Origin of the sequence: Actinoallomurus sp. NBC_01490, from assembly GCF_036227085.1 — a bacterium.
In the GTDB taxonomy this organism is placed as follows: Bacteria; Actinomycetota; Actinomycetes; order Streptosporangiales; family Streptosporangiaceae; genus Actinoallomurus; species Actinoallomurus oryzae.
Window position 1 is genome coordinate 3,788,719 of record NZ_CP109433.1, and the last position, 19,100, is coordinate 3,807,818.

19 protein-coding genes are annotated in these 19,100 nt (G+C 72.0%); 12 read left to right on the plus strand and 7 right to left on the minus strand.

From position 1 onward, the window contains the following. Window positions 1-144 precede the first annotated feature (144 nt). A complete protein-coding gene (locus OG417_RS18120; protein ID WP_329257056.1) occupies window positions 145-3,495 on the plus strand; it encodes an NACHT domain-containing protein in 3,351 nt (1,116 codons plus the stop codon). A gap of 135 nt (window positions 3,496-3,630) precedes the next feature. On the opposite strand, the gene OG417_RS18125 is transcribed toward OG417_RS18120, so the two are convergent. After that, the gene (locus tag OG417_RS18125) at window positions 3,631-4,629 is read right to left on the minus strand and encodes an LLM class flavin-dependent oxidoreductase (RefSeq protein ID WP_329257059.1); all 999 of its coding nucleotides are present in this window, start codon (window positions 4,627-4,629) and stop codon (window positions 3,631-3,633) included. 118 nt (window positions 4,630-4,747) lie between these two features. On the opposite strand from OG417_RS18125, the gene OG417_RS18130 reads away from it, so the two are divergent. The 6 genes from OG417_RS18130 (at window position 4,748) to OG417_RS18155 (ending at window position 8,491) form a co-directional block, all read left to right on the plus strand. Continuing rightward, window positions 4,748-5,236 (plus strand): nitroreductase/quinone reductase family protein, encoded by a 489-nt coding sequence (locus OG417_RS18130; RefSeq protein WP_329257062.1) that lies wholly within the window; start codon window positions 4,748-4,750, stop codon window positions 5,234-5,236. 357 nt (window positions 5,237-5,593) lie between these two features. Further along, window positions 5,594-5,743, plus strand: coding sequence for a hypothetical protein (locus tag OG417_RS18135; RefSeq protein ID WP_329257065.1), 150 nt, complete (start codon window positions 5,594-5,596; stop codon window positions 5,741-5,743). Between the two features lie 103 nt (window positions 5,744-5,846). Then, window positions 5,847-6,806, plus strand: coding sequence for a DNA polymerase III subunit delta (gene holA / locus OG417_RS18140; protein WP_329257067.1), 960 nt, complete (start codon window positions 5,847-5,849; stop codon window positions 6,804-6,806). Window positions 6,807-6,841: 35 nt separating this feature from the next. Then, window positions 6,842-7,057: a hypothetical protein gene (locus OG417_RS18145; protein WP_329257071.1), complete on the plus strand. Its 216-nt coding sequence runs from the start codon at window positions 6,842-6,844 to the stop codon at window positions 7,055-7,057. A gap of 65 nt (window positions 7,058-7,122) precedes the next feature. Further along, window positions 7,123-7,629: a hypothetical protein gene (locus OG417_RS18150; RefSeq protein WP_329257074.1), complete on the plus strand. Its 507-nt coding sequence runs from the start codon at window positions 7,123-7,125 to the stop codon at window positions 7,627-7,629. Window positions 7,630-7,741: 112 nt separating this feature from the next. Beyond that, complete coding sequence (locus OG417_RS18155) at window positions 7,742-8,491, plus strand: N-acetyltransferase (RefSeq protein ID WP_329257076.1); 750 nt, start codon at window positions 7,742-7,744, stop codon at window positions 8,489-8,491. A gap of 62 nt (window positions 8,492-8,553) precedes the next feature. Here the strand turns inward: OG417_RS18155 and rpsT are convergent, their stop codons facing one another. Together rpsT and OG417_RS18165 are read right to left on the minus strand one after the other, a co-directional pair. Beyond that, entirely contained in the window at window positions 8,554-8,823 is a 270-nt protein-coding gene (gene rpsT / locus OG417_RS18160; RefSeq protein ID WP_329257079.1) for a 30S ribosomal protein S20, read from the minus strand. A gap of 82 nt (window positions 8,824-8,905) precedes the next feature. Further along, the gene (locus tag OG417_RS18165; RefSeq protein WP_329257082.1) at window positions 8,906-9,850 is read right to left on the minus strand and encodes a phosphotransferase family protein; all 945 of its coding nucleotides are present in this window, start codon (window positions 9,848-9,850) and stop codon (window positions 8,906-8,908) included. Between the two features lie 136 nt (window positions 9,851-9,986). Here OG417_RS18165 and lepA point away from each other — a divergent pair, with 136 nt between their 5' ends. Further along, on the plus strand, window positions 9,987-11,816 hold the full coding sequence (lepA, locus tag OG417_RS18170; RefSeq protein WP_329257085.1) for a translation elongation factor 4: 1,830 nt from the start codon (window positions 9,987-9,989) through the stop codon (window positions 11,814-11,816). Between the two features lie 69 nt (window positions 11,817-11,885). Beyond that, window positions 11,886-12,746 (plus strand): LLM class F420-dependent oxidoreductase, encoded by an 861-nt coding sequence (locus tag OG417_RS18175; RefSeq protein WP_329257088.1) that lies wholly within the window; start codon window positions 11,886-11,888, stop codon window positions 12,744-12,746. A gap of 127 nt (window positions 12,747-12,873) precedes the next feature. On the opposite strand, the gene OG417_RS18180 is transcribed toward OG417_RS18175, so the two are convergent. Both OG417_RS18180 and OG417_RS18185 read right to left on the minus strand, forming a co-directional pair. Then, the gene (locus OG417_RS18180; RefSeq protein ID WP_329257091.1) at window positions 12,874-13,767 is read right to left on the minus strand and encodes an SDR family NAD(P)-dependent oxidoreductase; all 894 of its coding nucleotides are present in this window, start codon (window positions 13,765-13,767) and stop codon (window positions 12,874-12,876) included. Between the two features lie 77 nt (window positions 13,768-13,844). Next, window positions 13,845-15,239, minus strand: coding sequence for a carotenoid oxygenase family protein (locus tag OG417_RS18185; protein ID WP_329257095.1), 1,395 nt, complete (start codon window positions 15,237-15,239; stop codon window positions 13,845-13,847). A 133-nt stretch (window positions 15,240-15,372) separates the two neighbouring features. Here OG417_RS18185 and OG417_RS18190 point away from each other — a divergent pair, with 133 nt between their 5' ends. From OG417_RS18190 to hemW, 3 genes are all read left to right on the plus strand, one after another. Next, window positions 15,373-15,948, plus strand: a complete 576-nt coding sequence (locus OG417_RS18190; protein ID WP_329257098.1) for a TetR/AcrR family transcriptional regulator — start codon at window positions 15,373-15,375, stop codon at window positions 15,946-15,948. Window positions 15,949-16,073: 125 nt separating this feature from the next. Next, window positions 16,074-16,562 carry an ATP-binding protein gene (locus OG417_RS18195; RefSeq protein ID WP_329257101.1) on the plus strand — a complete coding sequence of 163 codons (489 nt, stop codon included), beginning with the start codon at window positions 16,074-16,076 and terminating at the stop codon, window positions 16,560-16,562. Between the two features lie 99 nt (window positions 16,563-16,661). Further along, complete coding sequence (hemW, locus tag OG417_RS18200) at window positions 16,662-17,870, plus strand: radical SAM family heme chaperone HemW (RefSeq protein WP_329257104.1); 1,209 nt, start codon at window positions 16,662-16,664, stop codon at window positions 17,868-17,870. Here the strand turns inward: hemW and OG417_RS18205 are convergent. Together OG417_RS18205 and OG417_RS18210 are read right to left on the minus strand one after the other, a co-directional pair. Next, the gene (locus OG417_RS18205) at window positions 17,863-18,465 is read right to left on the minus strand and encodes a DUF4870 domain-containing protein (RefSeq protein ID WP_329257109.1); all 603 of its coding nucleotides are present in this window, start codon (window positions 18,463-18,465) and stop codon (window positions 17,863-17,865) included. The genes hemW and OG417_RS18205 overlap by 8 nt on opposite strands. A gap of 9 nt (window positions 18,466-18,474) precedes the next feature. Further along, window positions 18,475-19,071, minus strand: a complete 597-nt coding sequence (locus tag OG417_RS18210; protein WP_329257112.1) for a DUF4870 domain-containing protein — start codon at window positions 19,069-19,071, stop codon at window positions 18,475-18,477. Window positions 19,072-19,100 lie beyond the last annotated feature (29 nt).

The following is a 19,100-nucleotide window of genomic DNA, read 5'->3' on the forward strand; positions in this document are numbered from 1 at the left end:
GCCGCCTCCGGCGAAGGCGGGCTCATGGCCGGGCACGCCGCCCCTCGGGGTACACGTGGCCTCCGCCGCGTCTGGGTGGGCGTATGTGCTCGTGTCCTCCTATTCCTCGATAATGCCCTCACGCTCTGGCTGCGGGAGGCCTGGATGACGCTGGAAACCGCGGCGGTCGCGGTCGGCAAGGCGCTGGGGAGCCATCTGGCACAGGCATGGCTCACCGCCCGTGCCGGCGAGAGAGATCGGGGCAAGGACCTCATCGAGCTGACCCGGGCGCGGTTCCCCGACCGGATCGCGCGCAGGCGGTTCGAACGCCAGGTCGCCGACGTCGCCGACCAGTTCGCCGAACGGCTGCTGGCCGTGTGCGGCCATGAGTACGGCGGGCTGGCCGAGGGCGACAAGGCGGCCGCGCTCGCGGAAGTCGTGCTGACGCTGAGCGACGCCGATCTGTCCGACCGCGCGCTGTTCGCGGCGGACCTGGACCCCGCACGCGTCGCCGCCCGGATCCGCGCGGGCCTGCCCCGGCGCCGCATCGAGGCTCAGCTCGGACACACGGGTGCCCGTCTGTACGACGTCGTGCTGGACGAATGCTGTGACTGCTTCGTGCGCATCGTCCAGCAACTGCCGCTGTTCGGGCCCCGTGCCTCCACCGAGGCGCTCGCACGTCTCTCCAGCGTCTCCGAACAGGTCGAGCTGCTCCTGGCCCGCCTGCCGGTCCGCACGCTCGACGCTCCGGAGGGCGCGGCGACCGACGAGGCGTTCCGCCGCCGCTACCTCGAGCACGTCAGCGTCGCCCTGGACGTTCTCGAGCTCTTCGGCGTGCGCGTCGAGCGTTACCGTCCCCGTACGACGCTGAGCGTGGCCTACATCAGCCTCAGCGTCTCCGCCGGCGACCCCACCGGCGACGGCCGGCGCCGCGCCACCCGCACGCCGCACCTCGACGAATGGCGCACGCGCGAGCGCGAGCCCGGCGAGGCGACGCTCCGGGTGGAGGCCGCGCTGGCCCGCGCCCCGCTGACGCTCATCAGAGGTGAGGCGGGGTCCGGCAAGAGCACCCTGCTCCGCTGGCTGGCGATCTCCGCCGCCCGGGGCACCTTCACCGGGGATCTCGCGGAATGGAACGGCCGCGTGCCGTTCCTGATCAAGCTGCGCAGCCACACCGGGCGTGCGCTGCCGCCGCCAGAGCGGTTCCTGGAAGGGGTGGCGGACTCCATCGCCGGGCTGATGCCGGCGGGCTGGGTGCACCGCCGTCTCCAGGACGGCCGCGTCCTGCTCATGGTCGACGGAGTCGACGAGCTGCCGAGCGCGCAGCGACGGGCCGTACGCCCGTGGCTCGCCGGCCTCATCGCCCAATACCCGGGGCTGCGCGTCGTGGTCACATCGCGGCCCGCGGCGGCCGGGGCCGACTGGCTCGGCGCGGAGGGGTTCACGACCGCGCTGCTGGAGCGGATGACACCCGACGACATCAAGGCACTGATCCGGCACTGGCACGCCGCGGTCCGTGACGCGGGGGACCTTCCGTGCGCGCCCGAGCAACTGCCGGGCTTCGAGGCGGCGCTGCTGGCGCGCATGGAGTCGGCGCCTCACCTGCGCGCGCTCGCCGGCAGCCCGCTGCTCGCCGCGATGCTCTGCGCGCTCAACCTCGACCGGGAGAAACAACTGCCGCGCGACCGGATGGGCCTGTACGCGGCGGCGCTCGAGCTCCTGCTCGAACGCCGTGACGTCGAACGCCAGATCCAGGCCGACGACGGCATCACGCTCCAGCGCGCGCACAAACTGCTGATCCTGCAGGAGCTCGCCTGGCGTCTGTCGATCACCGGACGCACCGAGCTGCCGCGAGACGCGGTGATCCGCCGGACCGGCGAAAAGCTCGCCGCGATGCCGAGCGCACCGGGCGACGCCGAGGCCGTGCTCGCCCACCTCCTGGAGCGCAGCGGCGTCCTGCGCGAGCCCGTGCCCGGCCGGATCGACTTCGTGCACCGGACCGTGCAGGAGTACCTCACCGCCAAGCAGTTCGCCGACGACGGCGACCTGGAGCCGCTGGTCGCCCAGGCGCACAAGGACCAGTGGCATGAGACCATCATCATGGCCGCGGCCCACGCCAACGCGCCGCAGCGTGCGGAGCTGCTGGGCGGCCTCCTCGCCCGGGTCCGCGCGGAGCCGCGTAACGCGCGCCGGTTGAAACTGCTGGTCGCCGGATGCCTGGAGACCCTCCCCGCCATCCCCGGCGAGCTGCGCGGGGACATCGAGCACTGCCTCGACGACCTCGTCCCGCCGCGCGACCTCGCCTCCGCCCGTTCGCTGTCGAACGTCGGCGAGCCGATCCTCGACCGCCTTCCCCGCACGCCGGACGGGCTGTCCGCCGCGGCGGCCCGCGCCGTCGTCCGCACCGCGTGGCTGGTCAACGGGCCCGGCGCTCTCGACCTGCTCGCCGGATACGGAGCGGATCCCCGGGAGGAGGTACAGGAGGAACTGGTCAAGGGCTGGGAGTACTTCGACGCGGACCGGTACGCCTCGGAGGTCCTGGCCGACGCGCCGTTGGTCGCCGGAAGCCTCCGCCTGTCGGAGCCGCGTCTGCTCTCCGCGGCACGCCATCTCCGGCGGCTGACGTCGCTCCACCTCGACCCGCAGGTCATGGGCGACCTGTCCCTCCTCAGCGACCTGGACAAACCGTTCACGCGGCTGTCGATCCACGGGCTGCGCTCGGGCGACCTGGAGCCGCTCACGGCCTACGCCGAGACTCTCGAAGACCTCACCGTCTCCACCGAAGCGAGCGTGGAGGACTTCACGCCGTTGCATCGGCTGCGAAGGCTCCACGCCCTGGCCCTGACCGCCCACGGCATCACCGACCTGCACTTCGTCCGAGGCCTTCCGGAGCTGCGGCAGTTGCTTCTCGGCCGGTTGACGAACGTCACGGATCTGTCCCCACTGCGCGAGCAGGGCTCGCTGACGTCGCTGACCCTGACCAACTGCCACGCGTTGGAGGACATCCGCGACCTGCCCGTTCCCGAGTCGCTCACCCAGCTCGCGCTGCGGGCGTCCTCCCTGAGCACCGGCCTTGAGACCCTGGCCGAGCGCATGCCCCGCGTCAGGACCCTGCTGCTCAACCATTCGCCCCGGCTGGAAGACCTCGCGCAGCTCGTCCCGCTGAATCCGCGCGAACTCGGTCTGTGGGGGTGCCGCGCCATCACCGACTTCACCTCGCTGGCCCGGATGCGTGAGCTCACCTTCCTCGACCTGGAGGACACGAACATCGCCGACCTGACGCCGATCGGCGAACTGACCCAGCTGAAGACGCTCTGGCTCCGTGCCTGCGAGAACGTCACCGATCTGGCCCCGCTGGCCGCCCTGCCCGAGCTCAGTGAGCTCTTCATCGCGAACATCGCCCCCGGCGTGGACCTGGCGCCCCTCGCGGACAACCGGCATGTCACGGTCTACGTCCGCAAGCCCCAGGACGTACGCAACGGAGCGTCACTCGGCCGCCGCCTCCGCGCCGACTGAACACCCGATGGGTGGTCGTTTGGGCCGCCGTACGGTGCGCCACGGACCGTAGGCGTGTCCGGGTGGCGGGCCGGAGGTCGGCTCGTACCGTACGGCAGCACGGTGAGGTGCGGCGCCGGTGTCGGGGCCGGGTGGTCAGAGGTCTTTGGCGATCTCCGCGACGATCTCGTACGAGCGGCGGCGGGCGGTCGGGTCGCCGATGTTCATGGAGACCATGAGTTCCTGCGGGCGGGTGCGCTCGAGCAGTTCCAGCAGACCCTTGCGGACGGTGTCCGGGCCGCCCACGATGTGCGACTCGGTGAACGCCGCGATCGCCTCGCGCTCCTGCGGCGTGTACTCGTACGTCTGTGCCTCCTCCGGCGTCGGCAGCAGGCCCGGGTTGCCCGAGCGCAGCCGCAGGATCGACAGGCCCTGCGGGGCGGCGAGGCGCTGTGCCTCCTCATCGGTGTCGGCGGCGAACACCGCCGCGGTCACCATCGCGTACGGCCGGTCCAGGCCACCGGCCGGCTCGAAGCTCGACCGGTACAGTTCCAGCGCGGGATCGGTGAACCGGGCGCTGAAGTGGTGCGCGAACGCGAACGGCAGGCCGAGAACGCCCGCGAGCTGCGCGCTGTACCCGCTCGAGCCCAGGAGCCAGACGGCCGGCGGGTTGGCGCCGGTGGGCACCGCGCGGATCCGCGGGTACGTGCCGTCGAGGAACGCCCGCAACTGGGCCAGGTCCTCGGGGAACGCGTCGGCGCTCAGGTCGGGGCTGCGGCGCAGCGCGTACGCCGTCGCCTGGTCCGTGCCCGGTGCGCGGCCGATGCCCAGGTCGATGCGGCCGGGGTGCAGCGCCTCCAGCGTGCCGAACTGTTCCGCCACGACCAGCGGCGCGTGGTTCGGCAGCATCACGCCGCCCGACCCCACCCGGAGGGTCGTCGTGGCCTCCGCGAGATGCGCGATGAGGACGGCGGGGGAAGAGCTGGCGATACCGGGCATGCCGTGGTGCTCGGCCACCCACAGGCGGTGGTAACCGAGCCGTTCCACCACCGGGGCGAGCTCGACGGACGCCCGCAACGCCTCCGCGGGGGTCGTCGCCGTGCTCACCGGCACGAGGTCCAGCACTGACCAGCGCACATCACTGAATTCGGCCATGTACCACGTAACCGGCCGCGGGTAATGGCGATTCCCTCCGTCCCGCAGGAGGCCGCACGAGATCCGGACGAGTTCGTTCCAAGAGCCCATCCCGGATTCGATCGGGCATTATTGGACGATGAGCCGAGAAGCGTCCGGCGCCCGTAGACCCGAGGGGTTGTTGCTCCACGCTCTGCGGGCACCGCGTTGGGTGTACCGCCGCGACCTGGGTTTCCTTCTCGGCAAGCGCTTCCTCTATCTGGCCCACCAGGGACGGCTCACCGGGCTGCGCCGCGAGACCGTGCTGGAGGTCGCCCGTCTCGACCACGAGACCGGCGAGGTCGTCGTGGTCGCCGCATGGGGGAACCGCGCCGACTGGGTGCGTAACATCCGCGCCGGCCGCGCGCTCGAACTGCGCATCGGCCATCTCCGGTTCGCCGAGCCCGAGCACCGCTTCCTGCCCTCCGAGGAGTGCCGTTCGCTGCTCGTCTCCCTCAGCGAGACGCATCCGCTCGGCTGGCGGCTGCTGACGACGGTGTTCCCGCTGCCACCCGACCCGAAGAACGACGACCTCGGTCCGGTACGCGCCGTCGCCTTCCGCCCACACGTACCGACCGGCACCGGCTGACGACAGCCACCGAACGCGCCCCTTCACGGTTCCCAGGCCGGTCGGCGCCCGCGTGCTCCGCGCGCCTCTCGCGGCCGGCTGCTCGGCGGCGACAGCCCGGCCGCGTGCGGCGCCGGGGCCGCCAGTCGCGCGGCGGAGCCCGTGGCGCTGCGACGGTCATCGTGTGGTCCCGCCACCGCCCCGCGCACGGTTGTGGCCTGCCCCGTGTCGTGTCGGACTGCGGCTCGTGGTCGGTCGTGGTCCGGTTCGGCACGAGGCGGCCGCGGCTCTGGTGCGCAGCGGGGCGGCGTCCGTGCCATGTCCGGGCGGTCTCGCGCGCGGTGCGGGCCGTAGGGTCGCGGGTCTGCGAGGGTGAGCATGGCGCCGATCGGTCTCGCCTGGGCCGTACGGTCGCGGGCCCGTGCGCTCGAAGACGAAGCAAACGTCGCCGCAGGCCGCACGCTGCACACGCCGCGGGACCGCCGCCCCGTCGGGGTCGGCGAGGGCGGGTGGTGGGGCCGTCGGTGAGCAGTATCACCGCGAAGTCGCCGGTGTGGGATCCGGCCGCCGGGCAATGGCTGAAGTCGCCGGTACGGCGCGGGGGATCCTCGTGGCATGGCATGCTGCAAGCGTGTCCTCCGAACGTCTCACACTGATCGTCGGTGACGAAGAACTGCTGGTCGATCGGGCGATCGCCGATGTCGTCACCGCCGCACGCGCGCGCGAGTCCGATGTCGAGGTGCACGAGCTGACCCCGGCGACGCTGAACCGCGGGGCGCTCGCCGAGCTAACGTCGCCGTCGCTGTTCGGCGGGGGCCGGGTCGTCGTGCTCCGCTCCGCGCAGGACTTCGGCAAGGACCTGATCGCCGAGATCGGCGCCTACGCCCGGGATCCCGCCGACGACATCGACTTCGTCGTCGTGCACGCGGGCGGTGTCAAGGGCAAGGCGCTGGTCGACGCCCTCACCAAGGCGGGCGCGCGCAAGGTCACCTGTCAAAAGATCACCCGGCCGGGGGAGCGGGTCGCGTTCGTACGGGCCGAGGTACGCCGGGCCGGCGGCAGCATCGGTGAGGACGCCGCGCGCAGCCTGCTCGACGCCGTGGGCAACGACCTGCGCGAGCTCGCCAGCGCCTGCAGCCAGCTCGTCGCCGACACCGGCGGCAAGGTCGGCGACGCGGCGGTCGCGCGCTACCACCGCGGGCGCGCGGAGGTCAGCGGATTCAACGTCGCCGACCGCGCGGTGGAGGGCAAGCTCGCGGACGCGCTCGAACAGCTGCGCTGGGCCCTGGCCACGGGCGTCGCCCCGGTGCTGATCACGAGCGCGCTGGCTCAGGGCGTCCGTTCACTCGCCAAGGTCGGCGGCGCTCCCCGCGGGCTACGCGGCGCTGGGCTCGCCAAGGAGCTGGGCATGCCGCCGTGGAAGGTCGACCGCGTACGGCAGCAGCTGCGCGGCTGGACCCCGGAGGGCGTCGCGCAGGCCCTACAGGTGGTGGCCGAGACCGACGCTCAGGTCAAGGGCGCGGGTGCCGATCCGGCATACGCTCTGGAGAAGGCGATCAACCAGATCGTCGCCGCCCGCGGCACGCGCTGACGCGCCGCGGGCGCCGGGTCAGGACGGGTGAGCGCGTGGAAGAGCTGTGGGAGCCTGCGGCCGAAGGACCGGACTTCCCGGTCGTCTGGCGGGGGTACGACCGGCGGCAGGTGGACGAGTACGTACGAAACCTGACGACGGGCGGCACCACCGATCCCCGGCCCGGCGGGCCGCCTCCGGTGTTCGACGTGGTGCTCCGCGGATACGACCGGCGGGCGGTCGAGCGGTATATCAATGGATTCGGCCGTTAGACGGCGGTCGAGATAACCGGTTTACCGCCGGGTGGGATATGCCGCAATCTGGTGCGATGAATGTCATGACACAACCGCGCCTGGGAGTGGATTTCGGCCGGGTCATCCACGGCGGCGCGGCGGAATCGGGGGAGGCGGACACCGCCTTCCTCGACGGAGACGCCGAGGAGGCGATGCGATCCCCGGCCACGGCGGGCATGTTCGAGACGCTGCCGGGACTGGTCGACCGCTTCGGCGGCCGTGTCTGGGTGATATCGAAGTGCGGCGAGCGGATTCAACGCCGCACGCTGGAATGGCTCGATCGCCATGATTTCTACCGGCGCACGGGAATCGCACCGCAGCACGTCCGCTTCTGCCGGAAACGCGCCGACAAGGCCGGCCACTGCGCCGAACTCGGCATCACCCACATGGTCGACGACCGTCTCTCGGTGCACACGGCCCTGCGGGGGCTGGTGCCGCACCTGTACCTGTTCGGCCCCCAGCCCGCCACGCCACCCGACTGGGTACACCCGGTCGCCACCTGGGCCGGACTCGACCGGCAGATCACCGGCTCCTGGCCCGCGACACCCTGAACCATCACCCACGGGGCGCGATCCCGGCACCGGCGAAAACCAGGTGCGTGCCCCGGGGCCGGCTCGATAGCGTGCGCCGGGCCTGGACCCGGGAGCACGAGGGAGCGGCACCATGGATCTACTGGTGACCACCGCCGCGCAACGGCCCGACCTCGTGCCGCTGCTGGAGGACTTCAACGACTGGCCCGTGTTCATGCGGCAGGATCCGGTCGCTCCGCTGTACTACGGCGACGCCGTCACGGCCTGCCCCGAGTTCGTGCTGATCGCGATCGACCGGAACCGTCCGGACCGCCTGGTCGCCAAGGGCTACAGCGTGCCGTTCACCTGGGCGGGTGACCCAGACGAGTCACTTCCGGCCGGCGGCTGGGACCAGGTCGTTCTCATCGCGGCGCGCGACCGGTCGGTCCGCCGTCGAGGCACGATGGTGTCCGCACTGGAGATCTCCGTCCGGGCGGATCTCAAGGGCAAGGGCATGTCATCGATCATGCTCGCCGCGATGCGCCGCAACGTCGCTGACCAGGGCTATGCCGACCTGGTCGCGCCGGTGAGGCCCAACGCCAAACATCATCACCCGCAGATGTCGATCGTCGACTACGCGAACCTGCGCCGCGATGACGGCCTGCCGGTCGATCCGTGGCTACGGGTTCATGTCCGGGCCGGAGGCCGGATCACCGGGACGTCGGCACGGGCGATGACCATCGCCGGGAGCATCGCGGACTGGCGCGCCTGGACCGGGCTGCCGTTCGACACCACCGGCCCCGTCGAGGTGCCGGGCGCGTTGGTCCCGGTGCACTGCGACACCGTGCATGGTCACGCGGTCTACTGCGAACCGTGCGTCTGGGTGCGCCACCGGCTGTCCTGACGTCGAGACAGCACAACGACGCCGCGCCCGGTCGGGCGCGGCGTCAGAAGAGCTTCAGAACCTTACTCGGCCTGCAGGGCGGCGGCGCGCTTGGCGATCGCCGACTTGCGGTTGGCGGCCTGGTTCTTGTGGATGACGCCCTTGCTGGCGGCCTTGTCGAGCTTGCGGAGCGCGACGCGCAGCTGGGCGTTGGCCGCGTCGGCGTCGCCCGACTCGGCGGCCTCGCGGAACTTGCGGATCTCGGTCTTCAGCTCCGACTTGACCGCCTTGTTACGCAGACGAGCCTTTTCGTTCTGCTTGTTCCGCTTGATCTGGGACTTGATGTTCGCCACGAAAGAAGCCTCAGGTATGAAGTCGATGGGATGGGGCGCGGGACCTGACGCGCCCACACGCAGTGGGACAGCCTACCAAGCCCTACTCCAACGCCCAAACCGAACCGGATTCCCAGCGTCGTGCCAGCCAGCCGATCGTGCTCTCAGCGTACGCGCGCTGGTAGGCGCGGATCGTCGGCAGGCCGGGCGGGGACGGGCGGCGGCAGTGCTCGGCCAGCAGCCCGGCGAACGCGCACAGCAGCGCGTCCACGCCCTCGCGAGGTGCTCCGGCACCGGCGAGGATCTCGTCGGCGGCCGGATCGTCCACCTCGGCCAGGAGCAGCGCGAGATCGACCCAGGGCGCGCCCACGCACGCGTGGGCCCAGTCGACGACGTGCACGCCGCCGGAGCGGTCGAGCAGCACGTTGTCGGCGCGCAGGTCGAGGTGGAGGAGCGTGTCGCCGGCCACGTGATCGCTCCACGACTCCTCCACCGCGGCGAGCCGGTCGAGCCGCCGCGACTCCCACGGGCCCAGGTCCGGCGGCGGGTCCGCGGCGAGCGTCCGCCAGCCGGTGAACGCGGCGTCCATCTTCTCCGCCACGGCGGGAAAGCCCTCCGGTGCCGGGGTCAGTGCTCGCGCCATCGCCGAGACCGCCGTCACCACCCGGTCGAGGTCGTCGCGGCGCCACGGCAGCGCGGGCGTGCGCCCCTCGACGTCCTCGATGCCGAGCACCACCCAGTCACCGTCGTCGTAACTCCAGAGCAGGCGCGGCGCGGGCGCGGCGGCCGGCAGGGCGGCGAGCGTACGGGCCTCGCCGCGGTGCAGGTCCGGGGAGACCGGATTGATCGACGGCGCCACCGCCTTGACGAACAACCGGCGCCCGTCCTCCAGCAGCAGCCGCGCCGCCACGCCGGGCGAGAACCCGCCCCGCTGGTCGCGTGCCCGTACGACGGCCGCGCCCGCGCGTGCCTCGACGGCCGACCGTACGGACGCCGGCAGGCCGGCCCAGGCCAGCCGCGGGCCGGCGGCGGGTGGAGGCGAAGCCATGTCCGGATCCTCGCCGACTCCCGCCGCCCCTTCAACGCCTGGGAGGAGACGCGGGTCCGGGCGGGCGCGGAACCGAGCATCGCGCGCGGCATGGGACCATGGATAACGCTAGTTCCATCACTTCCCGAGGACGCCGGTGCCGCCCGTACCGAACCAGACCCACACCGATCCCGCGGTGATTCGCAACTTCTGCATCATCGCGCACATCGACCATGGCAAGTCGACGCTCGCCGACCGCATGCTGCAGCTCACCGGTGTGGTCGAGGAGCGCCAGATGCGCGCGCAGTACCTCGACCGCATGGACATCGAGCGTGAGCGCGGCATCACCATCAAGAGCCAGGCCGTGCGCCTGCCGTGGAAGGACTACGTCCTCAACCTCATCGACACCCCCGGGCACGTCGACTTCTCCTACGAGGTCTCCCGGTCGCTCGAGGCGTGTGAGGGCGCGGTGCTCCTCGTGGACGCCGCCCAGGGCATCGAGGCGCAGACGCTCGCCAACCTCTACCTCGCGCTCGAGGCGGACCTGCACATCATCCCGGTCCTCAACAAGATCGACCTGCCGGCCGCGCAGCCGGACAAGTACGCCGAGGAGATCGCCGGGATCATCGGCTGCGACCCGTCCGAGGTCCTGCGGGTCTCCGGCAAGACCGGCGAGGGCGTCGCGGAGCTGCTCGACAACATCGTCGCGACCGTGCCGCCGCCGACGGGCGACCCCGACGGGCCCGCGCGGGCGCTGATCTTCGACTCGGTGTACGACACCTACCGCGGCGTCGTCACGTACGTGCGGGTGGTCGACGGGCGCCTGTCGCGGCGTGAGAAGAGCCTCATGATGTCCACCGGCGCGGCGCACGACACCCTTGAGGTGGGAGTGATCTCGCCCGAGCCCAAGCCGGTCGACGGGCTCGGGGTCGGTGAGGTCGGCTACCTCATCACCGGCGTGAAGGACGTCCGCCAGGCACGCGTCGGCGACACGGTGACCAGCGCGAGCCGCCGGGCCGACGACCCTCTCGGCGGCTACCGTCATCCCCGGCCCATGGTCTTCTCCGGCCTCTATCCCGTGGACGGCGACGACTACCCCGAGCTGCGCGACGCCCTCGACAAGCTGCGGCTCAACGACGCCGCGCTCGTGTACGAGCCGGAGACGTCGCTGGCGCTCGGCTTCGGGTTCCGCTGCGGGTTCCTGGGCCTGCTGCACATGGAGATCGTCCGCGAGCGGCTCGAGCGGGAGTTCGACCTGTCGCTGATCTCCACCGCGCCGAACGTCGTCTACCGCGTCGTGATGGAGAACGGCGAGGAGCACCGGGTCACCAACCCGAGCGAGTTCCCCGAGGGCAAGATCAACACGGTGTACGAGCCGGTGGTGCGGGCCACGCTCCTGTCGCCGGCCGAGCACATCGGCGCGATCATGGAGCTGTGCCAGGGGCGCCGCGGCGTGCTGCTCGGCATGGACTACCTGTCCGAGGACCGCGTCGAGATCCGCTACACGCTGCCGCTGGCCGAGATCATCTTCGACTTCTTCGACCAGCTGAAGTCCCGTACACGCGGGTACGCCTCGCTCGACTATGAGCCCAGCGGCGAGCAGGAGGCCGACCTGGTCAAGGTCGACATCCTGCTCCAGGGCGAGTCGGTGGACGCGTTCAGCCAGATCGTGCACAAGGACAAGTCCCGCGAGTACGGCCTGATGATGACGGCCAAGCTCAAGGAGCTGATCCCGCGCCAGCAGTTCGAGGTGCCGATCCAGGCCGCGGTGGGTTCGCGGATCATCGCCCGCGAGAACATCCGCGCCATCCGCAAGGACGTCCTCGCCAAGTGCTACGGCGGTGACATCTCCCGTAAGCGCAAGCTGCTGGAGAAGCAGAAGGAGGGCAAGAAGCGGATGAAGACGATCGGCCGGGTCGACGTCCCGCAGGAGGCCTTCGTCGCCGCCCTGTCCACCACGGCGGCCCCGGAGAAGGGCAAGAAATAGGGCAAGAAATAACGCGCCGCCCGGCCGGGTTGTCGCCTCTCACAAGTCGACCGAAGGGTGGAGCCGGACATGGAACTGGGCCGGATCGGCATCTGGGACGCCGGGCTGCGCGACGAGGACCCGCGCGCCGCGGGCGAGATACGTGAGGCCGCGGCGGAGCTGGAGGAGCTCGGCTACGGCGCGATCTGGCTCGGCGCCAGTCCCGGCGTACGCCACGCGCGCCCGCTCCTGGCGGCGACCTCACGCGTCGTCGTCGCGACCGGCATCCTGAGCATCTGGGACTACGAGGCCGCCGAGGTGGCCGAGGAACAGGCCGCCGTCGCCGCCGAGTACCCCGGCCGCTTCCTGCTCGGCCTCGGCGCCAGCCACGGCGCCCTGGCCAAGGACTACTCCAAGCCGTACTCCGCGATGGTGGGCTTCCTCGACCGGCTCGACGCGGCCGGGTCGCCCAAGGCCGGTCGGGTGCTCGCCGCGCTCGGGCCCCGCATGCTCGCGCTGTCACGGGATCACGCCGCGGGCGCCCACCCGTACCTCATCACCCCCGAGCACACCGCCACCGCCCGCGAGATCCTCGGGCCGGACCCGCTGCTGGCCCCGGAGATGAAGGTCGTCCTCCAGACCGACCCCGAACGCGCCCGCACCACCGCGCGCGGCCGCCTCGCGGGCTACCTGAAGCTGCCGAACTATACGAGCAACCTGCGCCGCTACGGCTTCACCGACGACGACTTCCGCGACGGCGGCAGCGACCGGCTGGTCGACGCCCTGTTCGCCTGGGGCGGCATGGACGCGATCCGCGAGCGGATCGCCGCGCACCGCGAGGCCGGTGCCGATCATGTGGTCCTGCAGGTCACGACCGACGAGCAGGGGTCCCTGCCCCGGTCGCAGTGGCGCGAGCTCGCCGACGGGCTGGAGCTGCGGCAGCACGCCTGAGAACCTGCCCTTCCGGAGAACGGGAAGCGTGTCCTGACCGGCCTGACCCGGTACGGACGTGTCAGGCCGGTCGAGACGGGGCACCGGGCTCCTCCACAACGGCGTCACGGCTCGCGCCGCATCGGCCTCATGCCGCCTCGCCACCGTTCGAGGAGACCCCGTCGAACGTGCCGCTTCCCAGCCCGAGCGTGGACAGGAGCGTACGGTCGCGGAGCCGATCCGGGAGCCGCAGCAGCAGCGGACGCCCGACCTTCGCCTGCGCGCCGATGGTGTAGCGGGTGGCGGGCCGGCCCGCTCGCAGCGCCTTGACGACGGCGGCGACGACGACCTCGACCGGGCTCTTGCCCGCACCGGCCATGGCCTTGGATGACGCCTCGATCGCCGCGGCGTAGATCTGCTGGACCTCGGGAGTTCCCGCGTAGCCATCGCGACGCGCGGCTCCGGCGGACTTGCGGAAGAAGTCGGTCTCCAGGGCACCGGACTCCACGTAGGAGACGTCCACACCCTGGTACCTGAGCTCCATCCGCAGCGTCTCGGTGACCGAGTCGAGGGCGGCCGTCGCGGCTCCGAGAGCGCCGTACATCGGCAGCGGCATCCGGCCGATGGCGCCGCCGATGTTGACCACGCGTCCCCGGGCGAGCCGCAGCATCGGGAGGAACACCTGGGTGGTCGCGACCTTGCCGATCACGTTGACGTCGAGCTGGCGGCGGAGCGCGGCGACCGGCACCAGCTCGATGGGGCCGTCCACGCTCAGCCCCGCGTTGTTCACCAGTGCGTCCAGGCCGCGTCCCGGCAGGTGGCGGGCGACCTCGTCCCGGGCGCTCCGCAACGACTCCTCGTCGCAGACGTCGAGCTCCACCGGCACGACCCCGGGGTGTTCGCGCGCCAGGTCCGCTCCCGCCGGCAGCGATCGGACGCCGGCGAACACCTGCCAGCCGAGCTCGCTCAGGCGGGCCACGGTCGCTCGGCCGACTCCGCCGGAGGCGCCGGTGATGAGCACGCTCTTGCTGTCTTCGGACATCGCGTTCCCCTTGTGCGCTCGAACTGATTTTTCGGTACTCGCGGTCTCGACAATAATTGTCGAGACCGCGAGTACCGTCAAGCGGACGTGTCGTCGTCTGGAATCCAGGTGCCGTGGAACCCCGCCGGGACGCCGCGTGGCAGATCGACCGTCGCGACAGGGCCGGCGGTCACCGCCGAGGCGTCGATGACCAGCAGTTGTGACGCACTGCCGTCACGGCGTGTGGCGATCGACAGCAGCCAGCCGTCGTCCTCGCGGCGGCGCTCGCCCGCCGCGGGCACGAAGACGGCCTCGCCGGCCACGATGTCCGGTCCGAGATGGTGGGAGGAGGCAGGGCCGCCGGCCGTGTCGTACTTGACGACCGTGGCGCCGAGGACGCTCTCGGGTGTCGTGTCGGCGACGGCGTAGAGGAAGCGGTTGGGGCGCCCGACGCGGTCGTCGTCCAGCGTGGGGAACTCGATGGCGCGGTCGTCCAGCGGCCCTTCGGTGACCGTGCCGGCGACCGGGTCGAGTGTCCAGCGGTGCAGCCGGGCCGCACCCGCCGTCGCCGCGGCGACGGCCGGCCCGGCCGGCCCGAACGCGGAGCCGCCGACCGCCTGCCAGACGGCGCCGAAGTCGGCGTCGGTGTAGCGGGCCGCGTCGAGCACGACCCGCCCGGAGCCGTCCTCGTGGGCGTTGCCGATGTGGAAGACCCAGCAGGGCTCGACGTCCAGCCGGCGCACCGGGTCGTCCGGGCGGTCGCGCCGCATGACCCCCAGGCGTGCGCCGTAGTCGTCGTCCCACGCGTAGGGGATGAAGCTCCGGCCGAGGAGCCCGGCGCGGAAGGTGACCGGAAGGTCGAGCCAGATCACGTAGTGCTCGGTGATGGCGAAGTCGTGCATCATCGTGCCGGCGGGCACGTCGATGGCCCGGCTGTGCACGAGCCTTCCCGCCGAGTCCAGCCGGTGGTAGGTGACGTACGGGGGACGCGCACCGCCGCCGTAGAAGTGCAGCTCGCCCGTGACCGGATCGCGTTTGGGATGGGCCGTCATGGCGGTGGTCAGCCGTCCGCCGAAATCGCAGGGGCCGAGTGTGTCCAGGTCCGGCGTGATCTCGTACGGCAGCCCGGTCTGGGCGAGCGCGAGAAGGCGTCCGCCGTGGCCGACCACATGGGTGTTGGCCGAGGTCGCGGTCAGATCGCGGCCGCCGTCGGGGTGGACCGGTGGACGCCCCTCGAGCATGCCGGTCCGTACCCAGCGGTTGCGGTACCACGCCGCGCGGCCGCCTTCCAGGCGTACGCCGTGCAGCATGCCCTGGCCGCCGAACCAGTGCCCGCGGTCCTCGCCGGGCAGCGGGTTGGGTCCGTTGCGGATGTAGCGGCCGGACAGTTCCGGCGGCAGCGTGCCCGCGACGGGAAGGTCGACGGCGTCGATCTCATCGGGAACAGGCGCCAGGTGGCCGGTCAGGTACGTCGGCATGGCCGATCGGCCCATGTCGTCTCCTCGCGTTTCGCGTCGGTGGCGGGGTGGCGAGCCGGCAGGCCGTCGCCACAGGACGTTGACGGTACTAACCGTCTCGGCAAACGTTGCCGAGACGGTTAGTACCGTCAAGTGCTACAGTCGTGGCATGACGAGACGCCCGCACACGGGGCGACGCCGCAACGAGGCGGCTCGCGAGGCGATCTGGGACGCGATCCTCGAGCTGGCCGGGCAGGGAGACCCGGCGGCGCTGAGCATCGAGGCGATCGCCGCCGCATCCGGAGTCGGCAAGCAGACCATCTACCGCTGGTGGCCGTCGAAGGGTGCGCTGCTCCTGGAGATGATGGTCGAGCGCGCCCGTCTCGAGGTCCCGGCGGTCGACACCGGAACGCTCGTCGGTGACCTGCGGGAGTTCCTCACCGCCACGTTCCGCGCCGTCAGCGACGAGGCGAATTCCTCCGTACTGCGGAGCGTGATGGCGGAGGCGCAGAAGGACGCACACCTCGCCGAGGTGCTCAGAGAGTTCACCGCCGGGCGGCGGCGGAGCCTGCATGAGATCTTCCAGCGCGGGCAGAAGCGCGGCGAACCGGCGCCGGACGCCGACCTCGATCTCCTGGTCGACCAGGCCTACGGCCTGCTGTGGTACCGGATCATGATCGGGCACGCACCGCTCACCCCGGCCGTCGCCGGCCGGCTGGCCGAACACCTGGCCGGCGGTCCGTGACGACTGCCCGATCCCGCTGACCCCGCGCTCGGCGGGCCATCGGTATGAGACCGGAACCGGCGTTCTGTGTTTTTACGTCACACGAGGGTAGACACGCCCGTGCTCGCGGTTCGACGGGAGGAACCTTGGACGCTGCTATGGCGGGGCGGGGAGTTCGCCGTGACGGCTCCCCGCGCGATGTGGATGGCGGCGCCGCGGGGGACACGGCGCCGCGCAGCACCATCACCCTGCCGGGCGTCGAGCGTTCGGTGGCGAACGGCCGCCGGTTCGTACGCGAGACGCTCGGGTCGCGGCATCCCGCTCTGGAGAAGGTCGCCCTGGGGGTGAGCGAGCTCGCCACCAACGCGATCGTGCACACGCCGAGCGGCGACGGGGGACAGATCACCATCGGCCTGTCCGCGTGCGGGGAGGTCGTCCGCGCCGAGGTCACCAACGACGGCACGACGGCGAGCCGGCCGCGGATCCGCCGCGACGTTCAGGCGGAGAGCGGCCGGGGCATCTTGATCGTCGACGCGCTCGCGGACGCCTGGGGGGTGACCGAGCACTCCGGGCGTACGACGGTGTGGGCGGAGTTCCGCGCCGCCTCCTGGTCTCTGCCGGTCCCCGGCGTCTGAGGGACCGCCCGGAGAACCTCGCCCGCCGAGAGCGACGCGGGTGGGGTTCCGGGCAGGGCCACGGCGCGGGCACCCTCCCGGGGGCGGCACACTTGAGACGTGCCATCGACGCTGCCCGACGGGGACCCGGTTCCGACGGACGGAGCGCTGCCCGCGAGCGCCCTGACCGGCCTGGGCAGCCGGCCGTTCGGCTTCTACGTGCACGTGCCGTTCTGCGTCACGCGCTGCGGCTACTGCGACTTCAACACCTACACCGCGACCGAACTCCGCGGTGCCTCACGCGAGTCCTACGCCGACACGGCGATCGCCGAGATCCGCATGGCGCGGCGCGTGCTGGGCGACGTCGACCTGCCGGTGGAGACGGTGTTCGTCGGCGGCGGCACGCCCACGCTGCTGCCCGCGGGCGACCTCGGCCGGGTGCTGGAGGCGATCGGCAAGGAGTTCGGGCTGGCCGCCGGCGCGGAGGTCACCACCGAGTCCAACCCCGAGACGGCCGGCCCGGCGTACCTGACCGAGCTGCGCGAGGCGGGCTTCACCCGCGTGTCGTTCGGAATGCAGAGCGTACGGGAGCACGTCCTGGCCGTGCTCGACCGCACGCACACCCCGGGCCGCCCGCAGCAGTGCGTGACCTGGGCACGGGAGGCCGGGTTCGACCACATCAACCTCGACCTGATCTACGGCACGCCGGGCGAGAGCGACGCCGACTGGCAGGCCAGCCTCGACGCCGCGGTCGCCGCCGGGCCCGACCACGTCTCCGCGTACGCACTGATCGTCGAGGAGGGCACCCGCCTGGCCGCGCGGGTGCGCCGCGGTGAGCTGGCCCCGCCCGACGACGACGCGATGGCCGACCGCTACCTCGCCGCCGAGGACACTCTCACCGGGCACGGCCTCGGCTGGTACGAGATCTCCAACTGGGCGGCGAGCGAGGAGGCCCGCTGCCGCCACAACCTGCTCTACTGGACCGGTGGCGACTGGTGGGGCGTGGGCCCCGGCGCGCACAGCCACGTCGGCGGCACACGCTGGTGGAACGTCAAGCACCCCGCCGCGTACGCCTCCCGGCTCGCCGAGGAGACCACCCCCGCGCACGCCCGCGAGGTGCTGGAGCACGCCGACCGCCGCTTCGAACGCATCATGCTGGAGCTGCGGCTGTCGGACGGCTGCCCGCTCGGCCTGTTCGACGACCCGGCCGCGGTCCGCCGCGCGGTGGGCGACGGCCTGCTGGTCCCCGAGGCGTACGACGCGGGGCGCGCCGTGCTCACCCTGCGCGGACGACTCCTGGCCGACGCCGTCGTCCGCGACCTCACCTGATCATCCGCCAGCAGAGCCACGTCGGGATCGGGTACATCTCGCGACGGCCGGCCTTGACCGCGCCGACGATCAGGTACACGAGGTGCACGATGGCGAAGGCGAACATCAGCAGGATCGCGACGATCGCCACCGCGGGCATCCGCGCCGCCCCGCCGACGATGGCGATGGCGAAGGCGCCGAAGAAGACGGCCAGGTAGCTCAGGGCCAGGTTGAGGGCCTGCGCGCCGTGGAAGCGGACGAACGGCGACTGGTCCTTGCGGGCCAGATAGACGATGAGCGGGGCGATGAAGCCGATGAGGAACTGGCCCAGGTATCCCAGGAGCGCCCACGTCGTGTCGTCCGGCCCGGTGATGCCCGGCCCGTACGGGGGCGGGGGACCGTAGTACCCGCCCCCGTACGGCGGGCCGCCGGCACCCGGAGGCGGGCCGGTGTAACCCGGCGGTGGGCCGTGGTAGGGGCCCGGGCCGGGAGGCGGCGGGGGAGCACCGCCGTACGGCGGCCACGGAGGAGCGTCGGGAGGCGGCGGGCCGGCGGGACCCGACGGAGGGTGCCAACCGTCGTGCGGCGGCTCAGTCTCGTGCTCGGAATCGGCCATGGAGACTCCTCACCGGAAGATGCGCCAGGCGACGAGCGCGGGCAGACGGTACCACTCGCAGCGGTTCGCGCCGATCGCCGCTCTGATCACGAAGAAGCAGTCGGCCGCCAGCGCGAGCAGCACGAGCAGCAGCCAGTCCGGGCCCTTGAAGTAGGCCAGCAGGAGCGACAGAGACGTGCAGACGAACATCGCCACGAACAGGTTGAGCGCCTGTGTCGCGTGGAAACGCGCGAAGTTCGACGTCCGTCCCTTGGCGGCCAGGACGACGGCCGGGGCGACGAAGCCGGACACGAACATCCCGACGTAGGCGGGCACCGCCCACCGCTCGTCCTCGTCGTCGACCGGCCCGCCGGTCGGCGTCTCCGGCCGGCGGCGGCGCTGGGGCGATCCGGCGTACGGGTCGTGGTGTCCCTGGGGCGGCAGCCCGTGGCCGGGCGGTGCCGGATGCCCCGGAAGCGCGTACCCCGGCCGGGGGTACTGCGGCGGCCCGTACGGCGGCTGCCCCTGCTCATTCGGCGGCGGGCCGTACGGCGGCTGCCCATGCGGTGGCCGGCCGTGCGGCTGTCCCGCGTACGGCGGCCCGCCGTGGTGCTGGCCGTAGGTCATCGCGCGCCCCCTCCGGCAGGGACAGGTCC